The sequence below is a fragment of the Dokdonia sp. Hel_I_63 genome (genome assembly GCF_007827285.1).
Taxonomy (GTDB): domain Bacteria; phylum Bacteroidota; class Bacteroidia; order Flavobacteriales; family Flavobacteriaceae; genus Dokdonia.
Genome location: NZ_VISD01000001.1, coordinates 1905444 through 1924743, shown reverse-complemented (window position 1 = coordinate 1924743; position 19300 = coordinate 1905444). Strand labels below are relative to the sequence as shown.

Genomic DNA, 19300 nt, shown 5'->3' with positions numbered 1-19300 from the left:
AAGATCTAATCTCCGTCTGCATCTGCAAAATCAATACTAATGCTCATTGCGCTTACCATATCTACTTTAAGAAGTGGTACAAGGCGTTGTACTTCATTATAAGACTCTAAAAATGTCGAAGGAGGATTTTGAGAAAGTTCGCTTTCAAAACTTCCCAATGCACTTACCGAAGCACGTGCAACATCAAATTGCGAGTTTATGATCTCATTTAGATCTACGCCGTCTTTTATTGCATTAAGTTCATCAAGATAAGATGATAAGCTTTCGCCTTGAGCATTTGTATTATATGCTTTTCCATTAAAGAAGTCTTGAGTTGCATCTAGACCTACTAAAAATAATTCTTTAGAAAGGTTGCCTGCATACAGTGCTTCTAGATTGCCAACTTCTACATTACCAGAAAATACGCCTCCAGGAATTCCCATTTTACCAGCACGTAAGAACTTCTCGTAATAGAATATGTAATCATTTACAAAACGATCTGTAGACGCCGTCGCCGAAGCTCCATCGTTTTCTATAAATGCAGCTCTGTAAGAACCTTGCCACTCGCTTAATACTGATACTGTAAGTTGCTTCATATCTGCAACTACATCATTAAGATATTGCTTGTAAGCAGCTCCTTCTGCTCCATTATAAACTGCAAGAATCGCAGTCTCGTCTGCTCCTAAACCGTATAATAAGTAATCAATTGCTGGAAAACCTTTGGCAGAGCGGTTAGATGATAGTCCAAAATCATAAGAACCATTATCAATGTTACTCTCTATGGTAGTAACATTTGCTGGGTAAATGTTTACGTTAAGACGTAGGTTAACCGTTTCGGCTGGGCCTATTTCAAAAATAGAAACTCGTTGCCATGTTGTATAAGCGTCTAACCATGCGGCACGCACTGCGGTTAGGTCACTAGCATCTGCAGTAAATGCTGCTGTTGCGCTTTCTAGTGTATTTACCTTTGCATTAAAGTCTACATAACCTGGCACAATAATATTATCTGCCCAATTAGTAAGCATCGCGCTACGATCAAAGTTACCTGTGTTTCCTGTTCCACTATCGTCTGTTGTAATGGTTGTATCATCACTACCACATGCATAAAAGAACAAAGCAATTGCTATAATTCCAAAAATCTTTTTCATAGTTAATTCTTCTTTTTTCCACCAAAAGGGAGCCAATGGGCTCCCTGTGAGTAGGTGTTATTTCTTATTAGCTTCCTGCTTGCTCTAATGTGAAGTCAAAACGATCTGTTATCGTAGTTGATATTAAATCAAGAGTTGCTGGTGTAACTTCCCAAAGTCCGTTACCAGCTGTTAGTTGGCTTACGATTCCTTGTACTTCTTCTCTAGATAAGTATGGTGCATCTGTATCAGGGTTACGTGTAAATTGTAAGCTATATACAAATCCAAAACCTTCTGATAGATCATGAAATGCAGTTCCAAAATTACCTGCCTCTATAGCATTTTTACCTTGTTGTAAGTAGTAAACTGCACGAATCCCTACTACCTCAGAGATTTTTGTTCTTAAGATTTCTGCTTGCTCATCTCTTAATTCGTAATCCTTTGCAACGATTGCTGCACGACCTAGTTTAAAAGCATCAAAAACATCTTGAGCAATACCTGCAAAGTCTTCATCTCCTTCTACACGACCTAAATATCTGTTTAAGAAGAAATCATCAGAACCTATAGTAGCATTTGCATTTGCTGGATCTGCACTGTTGCCAAAAAGGTAACCAAAAGCCTCATCCCACTTGTGCTCCATATCTGTGTATACTTTACCCTCTACAAGAACATCTGCATCATTATCTGCTATGTTTGTACCAGCGTCTAGTACGTTTGTACCTAAGTAATTGTTAAGCATTTGATCAACCATTAGTGCACCTATAAGACTCTTTGCAACAATTTGGTTATATTCCAAACCATTTGCTGCTACATAACGAGTGCTTTCTCCATCTGCTATTTGACCAGCAACACCTATAGAAGCTTGTGTATTTTGAGCTGGAAATACTTCGTTTATCTGTGTTGTGAAGTGTGACTCTATATATGCTTTGATTTCAGCAGAGGCTGCTGCATTTGTAGAAAAGTAATCTGTAGAAGCAGCTACTTTACTTTTTACACTCTTATCAGACGCATTTAAATCTGCATCCTCAAAAGGGTTATTCTCATTTGCAAACATGTCTGTTAATGATGCTATAGAAGCATTATCAAAATCACTCATCTCGCTCACAATTTCTTGTGCCATTGCGATGCGTGTTGTTTGTCCTGAGAAGCTTACAGTGCTTTCTCCATTTCTTTCAAAAGAATAAGTTGCTGGTGCAACTACTTCAATTTCTTGTTCGATTACTGGGCTATCGTCATCTTCACAAGATGTAAAGGCGATTGTCGTAATTGCTAGTGCTATTGGTAAGAAGTTTTTCATTTTTATTTAGACTTAATATAAATAGTAAATTTGTTTACGACGGCAAAAATAATAGTCATTTCTCGTTCTAGCAAGCTTATTTAGAATAAATAAGAATAAGAATGTGTTAAAATTAATTTTTGCTGTTTTTATTGCACAACCATCTCGCTCTGTATCTGGGCTCGAGCTTCTTTTGCCCAGTTTTCTAAAAGCTCTTTTTCTTCGTCAGATAAGTCTCCATGAAGCAGTGTATATGATTTTAGAGGCATTTCTCCCTCTTCAACTTCTTCTATGAGCTCATCTAGTTTATGGTCTTTTTTCTTGAGGGAATAGTTATTCCACTCTTCTACATCAAAATGTCTTTTACCATCTTCAATATGATCGTTTACCCAATAAGATAAAGGTGCAATATCTGCATACCAAGGATATGTAGTTACACCACTATGACAATCATAACAATTGTTGCTGAATATCGCTCTCACCTCTGCAGGCATATTAGTTTCTGTTTCAAATGCATCTATAGCGAGATAATTACCTTCTTGCTTATCTGGTCTAATAAATTGAATAACTACAAGCGCAATAAGTGCTATGATCAAAAAATATCGAAGAATCTTCATAATATGGTTGTTTGTATTATGCGGCAAAAATAATACGTAGTTGAAAAAGAGACAACCTTATCTTTAATTATTCTAAATAAGTTTAAGGATAATAAAGTTTACTTAACATACGCTTTCGCGAAAGCATAAAAAAAACCCCTTATCCATACAGATAAGAGGTTTCATATTTATTAAAGAAAACTATTAACGTCTTCTTGAGTTTTTGTTTCTACTATCAGAACTTTTACTTCCTCCAGCACTTTTCCCTCGTCCTCCACTGTTACCAGAGTTACGACGACCTTGCTGGTGTCTTGCTTTATTTTCGGCAGCTTCTTTTTTGATCTGCGCTAGCGTATCTGTTGGCTGAAAACCTTCTAATACTTCGCTATGTAGCTTTTCTCCTAATAGCTTTTCTATCCCTCTTACATAATCTACCTCATCCACTCCTACTAGTGATATTGCTTGACCACTTGCTCCTGCCCTACCAGTACGACCTATACGGTGTACATAATCTTCTGGCACATTAGGAAGCTCATAGTTAATCACATAAGGTAATAATGGGATATCAAGTCCACGAGCAGCAATGTCTGTTGCTACAAGTACGCGAACTTTTCCACTCTTAAAACCAGCAAGTGCTTTTACTCTTGCGTTTTGTGTTTTATTACCGTGTATTGCTGCAGATGAGATTCCGTCTTTCTCTAATTTTTGAGAAAGTCTGTTTGCACCGTGCTTAGTTCTTGTGAACACCAGCACTTGATCCCAGTTTCCTTCTCTTATAAATTTGATAAGCATTTCTGTTTTACGAGACTTATCTACTCTATACGATTTTTGATCTACTTTCTCTGCAGTAGTGTTTTCTGGTGTTACTTCTACTAATACAGGATTAGTAAGAATGCTACTTGCAAACTTCTTAATATCTGTATTAAAGGTTGCACTAAAAAGGAGGTTCTGCCTTTTCGCCGGAACCATTTTTAATACTTTCTTTATATCATGTATAAAGCCCATATCAAGCATACGGTCTGCTTCATCAAGTACTAAAAACTCTACATCAGAAAGGCTTAATAAACCTTGGTTTTGTAAATCTAATAATCTACCAGGAGTGGCAACTAGAATATCTACTCCTTGACGTAAGGTGCGTACTTGTGGGTTTTGGTTTACTCCTCCAAAAATCACCATAGATTTTATATCTACGTACTTACTGTACTCTAATACATTCTCTTGTATTTGAGCAGCAAGCTCTCTTGTAGGTGTAAGCACAAGTGCTCTTATCTTACGGCGTCCTTGTTTTGGGTTATTTATAAGCCTATGGATCATAGGCAGTGTGAATCCTGCGGTTTTTCCTGTTCCTGTTTGTGCACTCGCAAGGACATCTTTGCCTTTGAGTACTTCTGGAATTGCTTTTTGTTGAATAGGTGATGGCGTTGTATAGCCTTTTTCGCTCACAGCTTTGAGCAGGGCATCAGAGAGCCCTAAAGATTTAAATGACATATAAAGGTTTTGTGAAATGACCTAAATGTAGTCACTTCCTTAAAGGCGCGAAGGTAGGGCTTATTTAATTACTTACTCCGCTATTAGCAAAGTGTTGTGACTTAATGGATTTTCAAGTGATTACTTACTGCTTTTACTACTGTTTCCAGAATTTTAATTTCTTTTTAAGTTGTTTCTTTTTATAAAAAGCTTTTTGAAATTTTTGTACTCCTGCTAGCATAGTATCAAATACTTTTTTCTCATTATCACCACTCTCTGCAGCATAAGCACTAGCCATCACTGCAATATCCTCAGGACGTGGAGATAATCGCGCAAAGTTATTCATGCGAGTTTCAAAATCCATAGGGCCAAATTTCATCCTATTAAGATCTACTAGGTAAAAATCATAGCCTTTGTCAGTAATTACAATTAAGGTATTACCTAAGGAGTGATCAAGGAAATGTATTCCCTTTTCATGTAAATTATATGTAAACCTTGCAAAAGCACTTAGTATATCTTTATTTCCTAAGTAAGGAGATACTTCACATAGTTCTCTATACGTAAGGTCATAGTTAAGATGACTACTCACGTAAAAACTTTGTCCAAATAACATTCCTTCTTCCTCAAAATAAGCAATGGGCTGTGGTGTAAGAATACCGTTTTCTAAAAGTTTATGAGCATACTCAAAAGATCTTGCTGCTTTTGAGCTACGTAAATACCTATAAGCTAATCTATTAATAAGATTAGGCACCTTAAAGGACTTCACATTAATCACGCTTCCTCCTACTTCAAAAAGCTTTAAAGAATTGCGCTTGCGCTCATCAAACTTCTTACCGGAAGTATCAAAATCTGTAATACATTGCTCGATTGCTTTTGTATCACCCTTAAAATTTTTAGAGAAAACTATGTTCACAGATATGAGTTAGTTAAGATGGTAATTAATGTCGTTGCGTTAGAAATTCATAAGAAGTCGCTCTTACGATTACAGTCGCTTACTATAAAACATCAATACATTATATCCCGCAAATATATAAAATTGCTATCCTTCCCTTTACAAAGTGCCTTAGAGTATACTAATAAAAAAAGAATAGGTTATTTTTGCAGTTAAATTTATTTGATGAAACAAGAACACGACGCAGCACTAGCCGTTTTAAAAAGAGGTGGCCTTATTCTTTACCCTACAGATACTGTATGGGGAATAGGTTGTGATGCTACAAACCCAGATGCCGTAGATAAAGTATATGCACTTAAAAAGCGCGCAGAGAGTAAATCTCTTATCTGTCTTGTAAGTGATTTTAAAATGCTTAACCAGTACATTGAAAATATTCCTGAGGTAGCTTATGACATACTCAAATATGCTGCAAAACCTACTACAATCATCTATGATGATCCTATACGTATAGCGACTAATGTGATTGCACCAGATAACAGCACTGCCTTTAGAGTGTGTCGCAATCAGTTTTGTAACTTTTTACTTAAAAAGTTTAGAAAACCTATCGTTTCTACAAGCGCAAATATAACTGGAAAGCCTACCCCTCAAAGTTTTAGTGAGATTTCTCAAGAAATTATAGACGGTGTAGATTATGTAGTGAATTTAGATCGTGATCGCACATCAACTAAACCTAGCGCAATTATAAAACTTACAGAAGATGGTAAAGTAACCATCATTAGAGAATAATTCATTTAAGTACCTACTTTTAATTAAGTAAGCCTATCTCTATTTTTATAAAAATATGCTTGGCATGATCTCGCTTTCGCGAAAATGTGCCAAATCCACACCTTTACCTCTATTTAAATTCTAGTAATGAATCTAAAGAACGCACTCTCCCTTCCTATCTTTAACAATATTTCTAATGCCGCAGATGCACTCGAACTAGAAACCTACGTTATAGGTGGATTTGTACGCGATTACCTTTTAAAACGTAATAAAGAAGTAAAAGATATTGATGTTGTAGCTGTGGGTAGTGGTATTGCACTTGCTCGTAAAGTATCGCAAATTTTACCGAACAAGCCTAAAGTACAAGTATTTAAAACATACGGTACTGCTATGTTACGTTCTGGTAATATGGATATTGAGTTTGTAGGTGCCCGTAAAGAATCTTATGCTACAGAAAGTCGTAATCCCGTAGTAGAAGATGGCACACTAGAAGATGACCAAAACCGTCGTGACTTTACTATAAACGCACTAGCTATTAAACTTAATGATAACGGTTATGGCGATGTGATTGATCCCTTTAATGGAATAAGCGATCTTGAACGTAAGATTATAAGAACGCCCTTAGATCCAGATATCACATACAGTGACGATCCACTTCGTATGATGCGTGCAATCCGTTTTGCTTCACAGCTAGACTTCATGATTGAGCGCACGTCGCTTGAGTCTATCACTAAAAATGCAGAGCGCATTAAGATTATTACAAACGAGCGCATTGTAGATGAGCTTAATAAAATAATGTTGAGCCCTACTCCTTCTAAAGGTTTTTTACTGCTGGAAAAAACAGGACTACTCCCATATATCTTACCGGAGCTTATGGCGTTAAAAGGCATAGATGAGATTGAGGGGCAAAAGCATAAAGACAACTTTTACCACACCCTTGAAGTGGTAGATAACATCTCCGAACATACTGATGATCTCTGGTTACGCTGGGCTGCATTGTTACATGACATAGGTAAAGCGCCAACAAAGAAGTTTTCAAAAAAGGTGGGCTGGACCTTTCATGGGCACGAGTTTGTAGGCTCAAAAATGGTTTACAAATTATTTAAACGCCTGAAAATGCCATTAAATGACAAAATGAAATTTGTCCAAAAAATGGTACTTATGAGTTCGCGACCTATCGTTATCTCAGAAGATCATGTTACAGATAGCGCTGTACGAAGACTCATTTTTGACGCAGGAGATCATATTGAAGATCTCATGACACTATGTGAGGCAGACATCACTACCAAAAACCCAAAACGCTTTAAGAGATACCACAACAATTTTAAAGTAGTACGTGAGAAAATGAAAGAGGTTGAAGAGCGTGACCACGTGCGCAACTTTCAGCCGCCAGTTTCTGGAGAGGAAATCATGGAAGCTTTTAATCTTAAACCAGGTCGTGAGATAGGGATACTTAAGGAAGCAATTAAAGAAGCTATCTTAGAAGGTGAAATCCCTAACGAAAAGGAAGCTGCCATTGCTTTTATGATCAAAAAAGCAAAAGACATAAAACTCATTAAATAGAGAAGGTTTTCATTCAACTAAAAAGCCCTTAGCATATCGTAGATATACTAAGGGCTTTTTAATAACAGTTAGTTAAGTTTATCCTATTTCACACGTCTTGTGACTTCCATCACAGTATGGTGGATTCTTTGTCATCTTACAGTTACATAAGTATGCTGTCCCTGTCTTTTCTGCTTCAAAACGTAAGCTAGGCGTACTTTCTGCTGCTTTGTGTCCTCCGTCGCAAAAAGGTTGCTTCTCAGAGTGACCACAAGTGCACCATGAATATTTCTTTCCTTCTTCTAGCTCTACTGCTATTGGTGCAATACCTGCTACCTTTTTATTGTCTTCCATAATTTATTTGATAATCACCTCAAAGAGTGGTGATGATTTATATTTTTAATTTGTAGCGACTTCAACTGTCTCTTCGTTATCGCCTATTACTTCACTACTCTTCTGGAACATACCAATTGTATAGTCAAGTAACTCTTTATCTCCTCTACCACCATGTCCAGGAATCACTTGTAAGACATTTGGATAACGATTTTGTAAAGTAGTTACCGTGTTTGCCCACTCATCGAGATTTGCATCTGCAAGATTTCCTTTTGTTCCATCTAGCGGCTTGATCATACAACCACCTAATAAAATATCTGATGCTGGTATGTATGCAATAGAATTATCATCACTGTGAGCAGGTCCTAGATACTCCATTACAATAAAATTTTCGGCTATCTGTATGCTGTCTTTTTGTGAGAAAGGATTACTAATAGCTAGAGAATCTTTGGCTAGTAATGCTGCTGTTTTGGCAGAAGCGTAAGTGGGTATTTTTGCTTTCGCGAAAGCGTTAATACCACCAGCACCATCTATATGAGAGTGACTCACTTGCACCCCTTTTATAGTTGCCTTTAGGTCTTCTTGTACAAATGTGATAAGCTGTTCAGAAAGTGTATCGTTAAGAGGTGTGTCAAAAATAAAAGCTTCGCTTCCTTCTACTCGTATGTAACCATTGCAAGGAATATAACCACCATAACTATCTTTTAGGTAAGATACATGCACGTAGTCTTGCTCTGATAATTTTATGATCTCCAAGGATCTTACATATGGTTCTGGATCATACTTACTATTATCAAAACAGGAGTTTAATAGTAGTACGGCTAGACAGATCCCTAACATCTGTAGTAGTCGACACATTTCTTTACTTATTTACGTTTATTTCTTTTGTTGTAGTTCTTATCTCCCCTAGTCTTAGGTTTCTTATATTTTTGGGCTATTTCCCTTCTATAAGCACCACCTAAATTGACCTTAGAGTTCTTTTCACTTTTATCATGAAAAGCTGGCCCCGGAGCATCGTCATCATTTTTATTCCATCGATGCGGATTAAAAATTTCTTTTGCTTCTGGGCGTTCCTCTGGAGTAAGTTCCTTAGAAATCGCAACATCTTCTGGCAGCGGTTGAATAGCAACCTTTACTCCCATTAATGCTTCGATTTCTGCTAGATATTCATCCTCTTCTGGAGTACTTAACACAATAGAAACTCCTTCTTTTTGAGCACGACCTGTACGACCTATTCTGTGCAGGTAATTTTCTGGAAAACGTGGAGTGTTAATGTTGATTACATGTGTAATATCATCTATATCAAGACCACGTGCCATTACATCTGTAGCTACCATCATACGTACCTTCCCTTTTGCAAATGCATTGATACTATTGATACGGTAGTTTTGCGTTTTATTTGAGTGTATAAGATCTACATCACCCGGAAATGCTTCTTCTAATTTTAAATAAAGTCTGTCTGCCATGCGTTTATCACGCACAAATAATAGAGTTTTTGGGTACTTCTTTGAGAAAGCAAGTTCTTCTAAAAGGAAATTTACCTTTGTATAAAAGTTAGGCATTTTATAACCTATCTGCGTGATATTTTCTAGCGGTGTACCACTTTTTGCAACCCTAATAAATTGAGGTGTGCTAAAGAAATCTTTTATAAGTGCATCCACATCTTCTGTCATCGTTGCACTAAACATGATATGCTGGCGACGCTTAGGTAGAATATCAAAAATATTCATGAGCTGCGGTCTAAAACCTAGATCAAGCATCACATCTACCTCATCAATCACCACTTTCTGGATACTCTTGAGTTGTAATACTCTACTCACCGCAAGGTCATAAAGCCTTCCTGGAGTAGCAACCACAATATCTTGCCCTTGAGCAATAAGTGCTTTTTGAGTATTAATATTTGCTCCTCCATATACACCAGCCACGCGCACATCTATGTACGTTGTAAGCTTTTCTAACTCACTTACCACTTGCAGCACTAATTCTCTTGTAGGGACAAGGATAAGCACACGCGGATTCTCTTGGCGAGAATATGGTAGTGTTCTAAGTATAGGAAGTAAATACGCGTAGGTTTTACCCGTACCAGTTTGTGCAATCCCAACCACATCTCCACCAGACATAACTGGAGCGAGTGCATCCACCTGTATAGGAGTAGGTTGAGTGAATCCCATATCGTCTAGGGCATTCCACAAAAATTTATCGAGATTGAGGTCTTTAAAAGTCATAGCTATAAACGCGAAAATACCTCTTTTTTAAAGATTGACAGTACTTTAGAGCGTATTATCGCTTAAAAGTATATCATTTGTGGGTATTGCCTCTTTTTAGAATTTGGTCACGCAATAATAATCAGCAATCTTCTTTTGGGATAGAATTTTCAGAACTATACTAAGTCTCAATAATGAAACTATAACACATAAAAAAAGCACTCACGATGATGTGAGCGCTTTGGTGTATATACGCTTTCGCGAAAGCGAGATCTTATAAATCCCTCTTCTTAAGCAAGGCAAGACTCGCATAAATAAATATGAATATCCATAGAGATACAATGGCAATCTCGTGGAAATATACCGTGTAATCTGAAAGCACATCTGCCTGAATCTGATTTGCTGCAGACTGTACTACGTTTAATCTTGTAATAGGTTGTTCAATAAGATTACTCATAGACTCAAGCGGCAAAAACTGTGTTACATTACTGCGCAAGCCTTCCATGTCATACTTCTCTTGAAAGAACAAGCACACTAATTGTACTACGCCTTCAAAGAAATACCACATCAATAAAAATCCTAATGCAAAAGCCGAACGCTTTATTAATATTCCTAAAAAGAGACAGAATGAAAAGAATGCGACTAATTTGATAAAAAAGGCTAACAAGTACTCCATGTCAGAAAAAACGATAGATGCCTCTGTAAAATCTGAAAAAGCAAAGCCTAAAATCAAACTCAATACTGCTACAAATATGGTAGACACTGCCGAAAATACAACGACCGTAAGAAACTTAGAAAGTATAAACTCTTTCTTGCTTAATCCATCTATAAGGTTTTGCTTGAGTGTTCTGTTGCTATATTCATTTGCCGTCATGGAGACAATCACTACGGCAAGAAAAAATTTAAGTATAGCCGCAACATAGGTGTTAAAGTGCCAGATGTAAGGGAAATTAAATATACCCTGATCTGCCAAGCGGAATTCGGCTCCAAAAAGATTAAATTTTATAGAGGCAAGCAATGCAATTGCAGAAAGTAAAATGAAATAGCCAATTATGAGTACCCGAGACGTTTTACTGTGCTTGAGTTTATGATATTCTATGGTAAGTAGTCGTAACATCTGGTTGGTTAGTTTTTAGTTAATTCAAGGAATTGCTCTTCAAGGCTTTCTTTACGCTTCACTAAGTGCGTAAGTACAATACCTTGCTGGTGTAGTTGGGTATTTAACGTTTTCGCGTCAAGCGGATTTGTTAAAAATCCCGTGAGAAGATCATCTTTTATACTTACTTCTCCAAAGTCTGAATGACTCTCTAAATACGTTTTTAATAATGCAAGATTATCTGAACGTAGCTCAAAAAATCCGTGACTTGCATTCATGGCATCTACACGTCCAGCATATAGTTTTACTCCTTTACGTAAGATCACGACATGCGTACATACTTTTTCTACCTCGTCTAGTAAGTGAGAAGCTAAGAGAATGGTAGTTCCCCCTGCTGCAATGTTTTTTATAATCTCTCTTATCTGGTGTATTCCCTGAGGATCTAAACCATTGGTAGGTTCGTCAAGAATTAAAATCTCTGGATCATTAAGCAATGCAGAGGCTATTGCAAGACGCTGTTTCATACCTAAAGAATACGTGCTAAACTTGCTGTGCATGCGATCTAGTAGACCTACGATAGTAAGCTTTTCTTGTATCTTATCTGGTGAGACATCCTTAATCTTACAAACTAGAGCAAGATTTTGTGCCGCTGTCATATAAGGGTAAAAATTAGGCCGCTCTATAATTGCTCCTACTTTCTTTAAAGCATTGTGTGTAGTATCTGTCCCGTCAAACCAGTGGAAGGTTCCTGCGGTAGGATTCACTACATTGAGCACCATCCCTAAGGTGGTAGATTTACCACTACCATTAGGTCCTAGAATTCCGTACACATTTCCTTTTTCTATCGTAAACGAGAGATCATTTACGGCCTTCACATGGCCGTAATGCTTCGTAAGATTGTTAATCGTTAATATAGTTTCCAATATCTCGGTTGTTTTTTGATTGCTAGTGTTTACAAGACGTTTGTCTCTACTATTTGTTACAAGCCTTTAGTATCTTTACATAAAATACACCCCAATGGAAAGTAAACTGATGTCTAAAAAGAAACCCTCATTTCCTGTAAATGAGAAGCTTCTTTCATACCTCAAAACATACGCAAGAACTTCTGAGGTGACAATATCTTATGAAGACTTACTTAGATTTTCTGGCGGTGTTAGCGTGTATGACAATGATGATAATGACACCTTATGGATGCGAGTTTACTATCCAGAATTTGAGCAAGATGAAATAGAATATAACCTCAAACGTATTTATACCCAGCTGCACTCTGATGGTAATGAAAATATTTTTGATTATTTAAAAATAGGCGGTATCGACTTTTGCACTTTTGGAAACTCAAAACCATTCCGCATTAAGGTGCTTAATATATATAACAATAATTACGTCTATTTTTATGTAAAGCAAGCAGATGCAAGTAGAGTGTATGGATTAGAACTCGAGCATATATTATCTCCTAACCGAATTAGTTTTCTAGTTTTTGAAAATACACTTATAGAAGAACACATATCTGGTATTCCTGGTGATGATTTTATCAAAGATCACATGGAAACCTGTGATGATCTAGGTCTGACTCAAATCGCAAAAGAGTTTGTAAAGTTCAATGAACGCTGCATGATCACACTGTTAGGTGATATGAGAGCTTATAATTTTGTAATTGTGCCAACACACGATTTTGATACAGTTCGTTACAAAATACGCGCAATAGATTTTGACCAGCAGTGTTACGAAGGTAACTTTAAAGTATACCAACCAGCAATTTTTAAAGAAAATATAAAGCTTGTGCGGCTAGTTGCAAAACGCCTAGATAACCGCTCAATAGAACAATATCGCAATGAAGAGAGAGCACTTCTTGCAAGAAGAATAATTAATGGAAAAAAGCGCCTTACACGCTTACTTCGTGTAATGGCCACCGATAATATCTCTCCTCGTGAAAATGTTAAACAATTACGAGCAGATATTTATGACTTTACAAACGATATGAAATTTAGACGTGCGGCAAATATGGGTGCAGTGTTGCGAGCCGCACTAGAATTTGTAAAACGTAACTATGAAGACATCAGTTTAAAGAGGCTAATAAAAGATATATAACGCTTCATAAAATAGTAGTATAAAAAAAGCGTAGCACTGTGTGCTACGCTTTTTTTTATATCAGAACTGGTTATTACTATTTCTGTTCTTTATTAAAGTACACTAAGTAATAGTACATCTGTTTTTCTTCATCCCATCCTTTTTCAACAAACTTCTCTGCGCTTTCTCCATTGATAAAATCTAGTTTTATCTGGATATTAGTATCAAGATTAATAACACTCTTGATCTTCTTACGCTGTGCTGTTACTGCTTTGTTGCTTATAGAAAAATCGGTAAGATCCTCTATTTTATATTTTGGAGATTGCTCTGTTTTATAGTTTCTAAACTCAGGTATTAAATCTGGATTTTCGATCACCTCATTCATAAAAGCAGACTCGTCAAACGTATCATTCTTTGCAAAATGATTTACCGCACGGTTCATAAAAAGGACTTCCTCCTTCTTATCCTCTGCAGGTAATACCACGTCTTTTGCAAAGTCTTGACAGAACTTCAAGTACTTTTTAGTGTAGAAAGTCTCGTCTTCAAAAATCTCTACGCCTAGAAAATTTTCTAGCCAGTACTTCGTATCATAGCGGTTAGAATCTATAGAGAGCACTTTATAACCTTCTTCTTCTTTATGGTTAAAAATCAAACACCCTTTGTCTAGTTTATTAAGATTAATCCCTTGCTCAAGAATCATCTGTAGGTTTGTCCCGCTTTCGCGAAACTGTAAGAAATCCTGTTTAAGTTCGCTCTTAAAGATTCCTATTGCATCTGTTTTAATATTATCAATCTGCACACCATCTAAGTGTACGATGTATAACTCTCCTGGCTTGATATGCGGGTGATCACTTTGTGCATATAAATGCTTTGCGATATCTTCAGAAAGTAAGTGTGTACCACTTGGGTTATCAAAGATTTTCTTTGCTAGACTAAAAAGCGTGTTAAACTCTATATCTTGCTCATGGAAGAATTTATAATAATTCTCCTCTTTCTCACGAAAAGGCTTAAAGAAAAACTCCTTAATAAGTGGTGTAAGTTCGTCACTTAATGGATATGGATCTTGAGATACAAAAAGCCCTTCTGCTTTACCTTTATTCCCAATACGGTGAATGGAAAGTGATTCTATCTGGGCACTGTATAAGTTTATCATTTGTAGGTATAGGTTGTTAATTATGAGCTTGCAATAGCATGCTCAAGGTACTACGTAAAATTTAAAGCAAACTAGTTCCAGTTTTCATCAAAACTAAGATCGTCAAAATCGTCAATGTTATAGTCATCATTAAACTCATCTTCATCGTCGTCCTCTGCTCCTAGCTCCTGATCTTCCATTTCAAACTCTGGTGCTTGATCTGGCACTTGCCCTTGCACATACATCAAGTTAGGATACGTCATGCCATCTTCTGGTTCTGTAATTTCGGCTAGTTCTACTAGAAAACGCCACATATTTAAAAAGTCATACACATAGATAAGACGCGTCTGGTGTTCTCCTAAAAGACCATCTAGCGAAGTCTCATTCATAATACGTAGCTGGCTCTCACCTTCTCCCATATCAAATTGTGCAAACTCCTCTCCTTGCATCCAGGTTTCATCACTTAAGTAAAAAGCGGCAACCTCTGCTCCATCAAATCCAAAAGACTGATTTATAGCATTATGTAAATCTTCTAAAGTATCTGTTGCTTCAATTTCAAGATCGCGAAAAACGTCTTCTTCTGTGTCTAGAATTGCTCTAAAACGGTAAATCATTGTAAAAATTTTAAGATGGTAAAGATACTTGGTTTTGTGTTATCTCATGGGAGAGACTGCTACCCTTTTTGGGAAACTTTCTAACAATACGTAGAATTGTGCGCCAAATAATAATGACGATATCACTAAGTGTAAAGGTTGTGTGCCAAATGGGAAATCTATATAATACATAGCAATCCCAGTTACTACCTCCAGCCCTATAAAAATAAGCACCCAGTTGAGCAACTTAGTATGACCTAAGACTAAACTTCTGTTACGCCAGAAAATATAAAGATTGAGGAGCGTGACAAGTATAGAAAAAGATCTATGCACATAAAACCATATGGTCGCAGGGTTAAGCCATAATTCTTTTGCTTCATAGCCTACTTCAGCAACGCGCTCGTCTACATATTGACGCACTTGGGTTCCTAGTGCTATTTGGATAAGTGTTAATAGACTAGCAATAATTATTAAGTTTTTAAAACGTGGGTCATAGGTACGCTTTCGAGAAAGCGTATCCTGCATACCTTCCTTTATCTGAGATTTCCACCATAAGAATAGTAATAGAGCAACAATAAATAACGCCGCTATCATGTGAATGGTAATCTTCACAGGAAGTAAATTTGAGTCCACAACTTGCTTACCAAGCCATGCTTGAAAAAGCATGAGTGGCAACACCATAAACGTGGCAAAAATGAGCCATTTATTACCCTTCCAGTACCAGAAAGCTAGGATAACCATGAGTAACATAGGGATTCCTGCAAGTGCAGTAACGAGTCTGTTTATATACTCTATCCACGTATGCCACACATTAAAACTAGCGTAATCATGTTTATCATAGGTATCCCAGTTTGCTTCGTTATAAGAATCTCCAGAAGTAAAATCTGTAGGAGCAATACGCAATGATTCCTCTAGTATGATTACTTGTCCATCTTCATATAGATGGTTAGGCTCCCATCGCAGCTCACTTTCCTCTGTAGGTGGTACTAAATATCCAAAACATTGCGGCCAGTCTGGACACCCCATACCACTTCCCGTCATACGTACCACTGCTCCAGCAATGATAATTAAGTATAAAAATATAATGGATATTTTAAGAAGGCGTCTGTACCACATAAATGCTCTTTTTAAGAGGTGCAAAAATACAAAACGACCTTATTTTAAATCTCGTTTGGCGTTCAAAATACTTGAAAATTGGGGACAGTCACCCTTAGTGCATAAGGTGTTGATAACGTTGAAAGTGAAAGACTTTTTGATGCCTTGTTGTGTGTATATTTAGGTAATCAATTAAAAAGCAAATAAGTACGATAATTTCACATCAATCAAAATGGAAAAGTCAAAAGTAAAGGAAAAGTATTATAAAATTAAAGTGCCAGTATATTCTTCAGAACTGTTAGATAATAAAAAAGGACTGTTTGGAGGACATACATATGAACATATGGTAAAATATGTTGATTTGAAACTCGACAAGTACTCACAAACAAAACCAAAGTTATCTAGAAAAAGAAGAAATAAAATCAAAGAAATTGAAATAGAGAATATTGAGAAGATTGAAGGAAAAATAGGAGATGTACCTATAAGGCTACTAAAAATTTCAGCTTACAATACGAACTTAATAGATGGATTTGTTGAGAGAGAGGAAAAAATTAAGCTGAACAAAAATGATAAGTTAGGTAGCGACACACATTTTATGCTTTTATACCCTAGAATAATTGGGCTAAACAAAGAAGAATATCAGTATCAGTGGAAAATTTTACTTTATGAAGATCCAACTAAAGAAAATCGTGAACTGGTAGGTGTTTGTAAAACAGTCTTAGAAAAGGTTTTTCAAATTAAATTTTGTAATTTAAAACTTGATAGGGTTTTAAAAATGCTTGAAGACAGAAGAATTATTAGTGAATTGAAAATGCAATTTTATTCTCAGTCAAATGATGCTAACGAAGTTGAAAATAGTCTAAAACAATATTTGGTTAAATCTAATTTAAAAAAAATAAAAGTAGAAAAATTTGAGAATGTACCGTCAGCTAATATTGAAGAATTAATATCAGACGATATATATGAGAATAATTACCAGAAAAGAATCATTTCGTTTTTCATTAATAAAAAAGAAATTAAACTTACCAATCAGTTTTTAGAAGCAAAAGAAAAGATACAAAATACTGTAGAGGAAATATTTAACTCAGAAATAGTTGTAAATGAGTCAGAAACTGATTCACTTTTTGAAACAAAATTTATTCTTGAAAAATTATCGCCAATTATTGAGGAATATTTAAGTGAGAATTAATCTTATGGAAATTATTAATGACATTTTGAGCGACATTGCTAATATTTCATTGGTTGTCTTTGGTTTTACAGCAACATTATTCACTGTTTTATATTCTTTCATAATCAATAAACGTGAAAACTTAAAAGAATTTAATGATAGAATCAAGGGAGGAGAAGTTAATCCTATTTTAGGTCAAAGGAAATCCAATGCTATTAAATATATTTCTAATTTAAGACAAACAAACTTACATTTAATTTGCAGTATATTTTTTTCATTATTAATCTATACTTCAAGTATTATTGTGAAATATTTAAGCGATGAATTAAGTTTTAAATTTTACGCCTCGATAATTATTTTCGTATTAGCTATAATATTAATAATCCATATTGTTTATCTATTAATAAAAACAATTAAAAATTATTTAAACGAAATTCAGATTTAAAAAAACAATTACATCAGTATATCCTCTTACGAAAGCGTAATAACCACAAACCAAAAAAAACCTGCTATCAACTAGCAGGTTTTTTAGTACTCTATAATATGTTACTGTGATTACACGTGTAATGCTCTGTCTTCCGTAGCAGCTAGTGCTGCTTCTTTTACAGCTTCTGCATACGTAGGGTGTGCGTGGCTCATGCGTGCAATATCTTCTGCACTTGCACGGAATTCCATTGCGGTTACACCTTCAGCAATTAAGTCTGCTACACGAGCTCCTACCATGTGTACTCCTAGTACCTCATCTGTAGTTTTATCTGCAAGGATTTTTACAAATCCGTCGGTATCACCACTCGCACGGCTACGTCCTAATGCACGCATAGGGAACTGTCCAGACTTGTAGGCTACTCCAGCTTCTTTAAGCTGCTCCTCAGTTTTACCTACAGAGGCAACTTCTGGCCATGTGTATACAACACCTGGAATTAAGTTATAATCAATATGAGGTTTTTGACCTGCCATGATTTCGGCAACGAGTGTTCCTTCTTCCTCAGCTTTGTGAGCAAGCATTGCTCCTTTAATCACATCACCTATTGCATAAATGTTTGATACATTAGTTTGCAAGTGCTCGTTTACCTCAACTTTTCCTCTCTCATCTGTCTTGATACCTACAGCATCAAGATTAAGACCATCTGTATAAGCATGACGTCCTACAGCTACAAGCACGTAGTCTGCTTTAAACTCAACTTCTTGACCTTTCTTATCTGTCGCTTTTACAGTTACCTCATCTCCATTTCTCTCTACAGCAGTAACACCATGAGAAAGAGCAAATTTCATTTTTTGCTTCTTGAAGACTTTAAGTAATTCTTTACTTTGCGCGCCATCCATAGTAGGGATGATGCGATCCATATACTCTACTACGGTTACCTCTGCGCCTAGACGCTTGTATACTTGTCCAAGCTCAAGACCTATTACTCCTCCACCTATCACAACTAAGTGCTTAGGTACTTCTGGAAGTTTTAATGCCTCTGTAGATGTAATGATACGCTCTTTATCTAGTGTGATAAAAGGTAATGTACTAGGCTTAGAACCTGTGGCAATAATGGTATTTTTTGCCTCAATAGTTTCGTTCTTTTCACCAGCAATATTGATGTGCGTAGCATCTTTAAAAGATCCTACACCTTGATAAACGTCTATGTTATTTTTACCCATCAAGAACTCGATACCCTTTGTAGTAGTATCTACAACACCTTGCTTACGCGAGATCATTTTCTCAAGATTAAGGCTTACTTCACCTACATCTATTCCGTGATCTTCAAAATGTTTTATGGCGTCTTCGTAGTGGTGAGAAGAGTCTAAAAGTGCCTTAGAAGGAATACAACCTACGTTTAAGCAAGTTCCTCCTAGTGTACTATATTTTTCTATAATTGCAGTTTTCATTCCTAGTTGTGCACAGCGTATTGCTGCAACATATCCTCCAGGACCAGAGCCTATAATGGCTACATCGTATGAACTCATAATTTATTTTTAAAA

Annotated in this window: 19 protein-coding genes; 5 read left to right on the top strand and 14 right to left on the bottom strand. The window is 36.3% G+C overall.

What is annotated here, in order from left to right:
- Nucleotides 1-5: 5 nt before the first annotated feature.
- The 5 genes from JM84_RS08475 to JM84_RS08455 all read right to left on the bottom strand — a co-directional run bounded on the left by JM84_RS08475 (nucleotide 6) and on the right by JM84_RS08455 (nucleotide 5358).
- On the bottom strand, nucleotides 6-1127 hold the full coding sequence (locus tag JM84_RS08475) for an imelysin family protein (protein ID WP_013752441.1): 1122 nt from the start codon (nucleotides 1125-1127) through the stop codon (nucleotides 6-8).
- 67 nt (nucleotides 1128-1194) lie between these two features.
- A complete protein-coding gene (locus tag JM84_RS08470; RefSeq protein ID WP_013752442.1) occupies nucleotides 1195-2403 on the bottom strand; it encodes a DUF4856 domain-containing protein in 1209 nt (402 codons plus the stop codon).
- Between the two features lie 128 nt (nucleotides 2404-2531).
- On the bottom strand, nucleotides 2532-2999 hold the full coding sequence (locus tag JM84_RS08465) for a heme-binding domain-containing protein (RefSeq protein WP_013752443.1): 468 nt from the start codon (nucleotides 2997-2999) through the stop codon (nucleotides 2532-2534).
- Nucleotides 3000-3182: 183 nt separating this feature from the next.
- Nucleotides 3183-4466, bottom strand: coding sequence for a DEAD/DEAH box helicase (locus tag JM84_RS08460; protein ID WP_144783736.1), 1284 nt, complete (start codon nucleotides 4464-4466; stop codon nucleotides 3183-3185).
- A gap of 136 nt (nucleotides 4467-4602) precedes the next feature.
- The gene (locus JM84_RS08455) at nucleotides 4603-5358 is read right to left on the bottom strand and encodes a Kdo domain containing protein (RefSeq protein WP_144783734.1); all 756 of its coding nucleotides are present in this window, start codon (nucleotides 5356-5358) and stop codon (nucleotides 4603-4605) included.
- A gap of 204 nt (nucleotides 5359-5562) precedes the next feature.
- On the opposite strand from JM84_RS08455, the gene JM84_RS08450 reads away from it, so the two are divergent.
- Together JM84_RS08450 and JM84_RS08445 are read left to right on the top strand one after the other, a co-directional pair.
- Nucleotides 5563-6123, top strand: coding sequence for an L-threonylcarbamoyladenylate synthase (locus JM84_RS08450; RefSeq protein WP_013752446.1), 561 nt, complete (start codon nucleotides 5563-5565; stop codon nucleotides 6121-6123).
- 126 nt (nucleotides 6124-6249) lie between these two features.
- Complete coding sequence (locus JM84_RS08445; RefSeq protein ID WP_013752447.1) at nucleotides 6250-7665, top strand: CCA tRNA nucleotidyltransferase; 1416 nt, start codon at nucleotides 6250-6252, stop codon at nucleotides 7663-7665.
- A 78-nt stretch (nucleotides 7666-7743) separates the two neighbouring features.
- On the opposite strand, the gene JM84_RS08440 is transcribed toward JM84_RS08445, so the two are convergent.
- From JM84_RS08440 to JM84_RS08420, 5 genes are all read right to left on the bottom strand, one after another.
- A complete protein-coding gene (locus tag JM84_RS08440; protein ID WP_013752448.1) occupies nucleotides 7744-7998 on the bottom strand; it encodes a CDGSH iron-sulfur domain-containing protein in 255 nt (84 codons plus the stop codon).
- A 45-nt stretch (nucleotides 7999-8043) separates the two neighbouring features.
- Nucleotides 8044-8835 carry a subclass B1 metallo-beta-lactamase gene (gene bla / locus JM84_RS08435; RefSeq protein ID WP_013752449.1) on the bottom strand — a complete coding sequence of 264 codons (792 nt, stop codon included), beginning with the start codon at nucleotides 8833-8835 and terminating at the stop codon, nucleotides 8044-8046.
- Between the two features lie 8 nt (nucleotides 8836-8843).
- Nucleotides 8844-10202, bottom strand: coding sequence for a DEAD/DEAH box helicase (locus tag JM84_RS08430; RefSeq protein ID WP_013752450.1), 1359 nt, complete (start codon nucleotides 10200-10202; stop codon nucleotides 8844-8846).
- A 253-nt stretch (nucleotides 10203-10455) separates the two neighbouring features.
- A complete protein-coding gene (locus JM84_RS08425) occupies nucleotides 10456-11298 on the bottom strand; it encodes an ABC transporter permease (RefSeq protein WP_013752451.1) in 843 nt (280 codons plus the stop codon).
- An 8-nt stretch (nucleotides 11299-11306) separates the two neighbouring features.
- Nucleotides 11307-12200: an ABC transporter ATP-binding protein gene (locus JM84_RS08420; protein WP_013752452.1), complete on the bottom strand. Its 894-nt coding sequence runs from the start codon at nucleotides 12198-12200 to the stop codon at nucleotides 11307-11309.
- Nucleotides 12201-12294: 94 nt separating this feature from the next.
- Between JM84_RS08420 and JM84_RS08415 the strand changes: the two genes are divergently transcribed.
- Nucleotides 12295-13365, top strand: coding sequence for a hypothetical protein (locus tag JM84_RS08415; RefSeq protein WP_013752453.1), 1071 nt, complete (start codon nucleotides 12295-12297; stop codon nucleotides 13363-13365).
- Between the two features lie 76 nt (nucleotides 13366-13441).
- Here JM84_RS08415 and JM84_RS08410 read toward each other — a convergent pair whose 3' ends face one another.
- The 3 genes from JM84_RS08410 to JM84_RS08400 form a co-directional block, all read right to left on the bottom strand.
- Nucleotides 13442-14497 carry a nucleoid-associated protein gene (locus tag JM84_RS08410; RefSeq protein WP_108878575.1) on the bottom strand — a complete coding sequence of 352 codons (1056 nt, stop codon included), beginning with the start codon at nucleotides 14495-14497 and terminating at the stop codon, nucleotides 13442-13444.
- 71 nt (nucleotides 14498-14568) lie between these two features.
- The gene (locus tag JM84_RS08405) at nucleotides 14569-15090 is read right to left on the bottom strand and encodes an IS1096 element passenger TnpR family protein (protein WP_144783732.1); all 522 of its coding nucleotides are present in this window, start codon (nucleotides 15088-15090) and stop codon (nucleotides 14569-14571) included.
- A gap of 39 nt (nucleotides 15091-15129) precedes the next feature.
- Nucleotides 15130-16185 carry a COX15/CtaA family protein gene (locus JM84_RS08400; RefSeq protein ID WP_144783730.1) on the bottom strand — a complete coding sequence of 352 codons (1056 nt, stop codon included), beginning with the start codon at nucleotides 16183-16185 and terminating at the stop codon, nucleotides 15130-15132.
- Between the two features lie 211 nt (nucleotides 16186-16396).
- On the opposite strand from JM84_RS08400, the gene JM84_RS08395 reads away from it, so the two are divergent.
- Together JM84_RS08395 and JM84_RS08390 are read left to right on the top strand one after the other, a co-directional pair.
- A complete protein-coding gene (locus tag JM84_RS08395; RefSeq protein WP_144783728.1) occupies nucleotides 16397-17353 on the top strand; it encodes a hypothetical protein in 957 nt (318 codons plus the stop codon).
- Between the two features lie 4 nt (nucleotides 17354-17357).
- Nucleotides 17358-17777 (top strand): hypothetical protein, encoded by a 420-nt coding sequence (locus tag JM84_RS08390; RefSeq protein ID WP_144783726.1) that lies wholly within the window; start codon nucleotides 17358-17360, stop codon nucleotides 17775-17777.
- A 110-nt stretch (nucleotides 17778-17887) separates the two neighbouring features.
- On the opposite strand, the gene lpdA is transcribed toward JM84_RS08390, so the two are convergent.
- Nucleotides 17888-19285 carry a dihydrolipoyl dehydrogenase gene (gene lpdA, locus JM84_RS08385; RefSeq protein ID WP_144783724.1) on the bottom strand — a complete coding sequence of 466 codons (1398 nt, stop codon included), beginning with the start codon at nucleotides 19283-19285 and terminating at the stop codon, nucleotides 17888-17890.
- Between the last annotated feature and the right edge of the window lie 15 nt (nucleotides 19286-19300).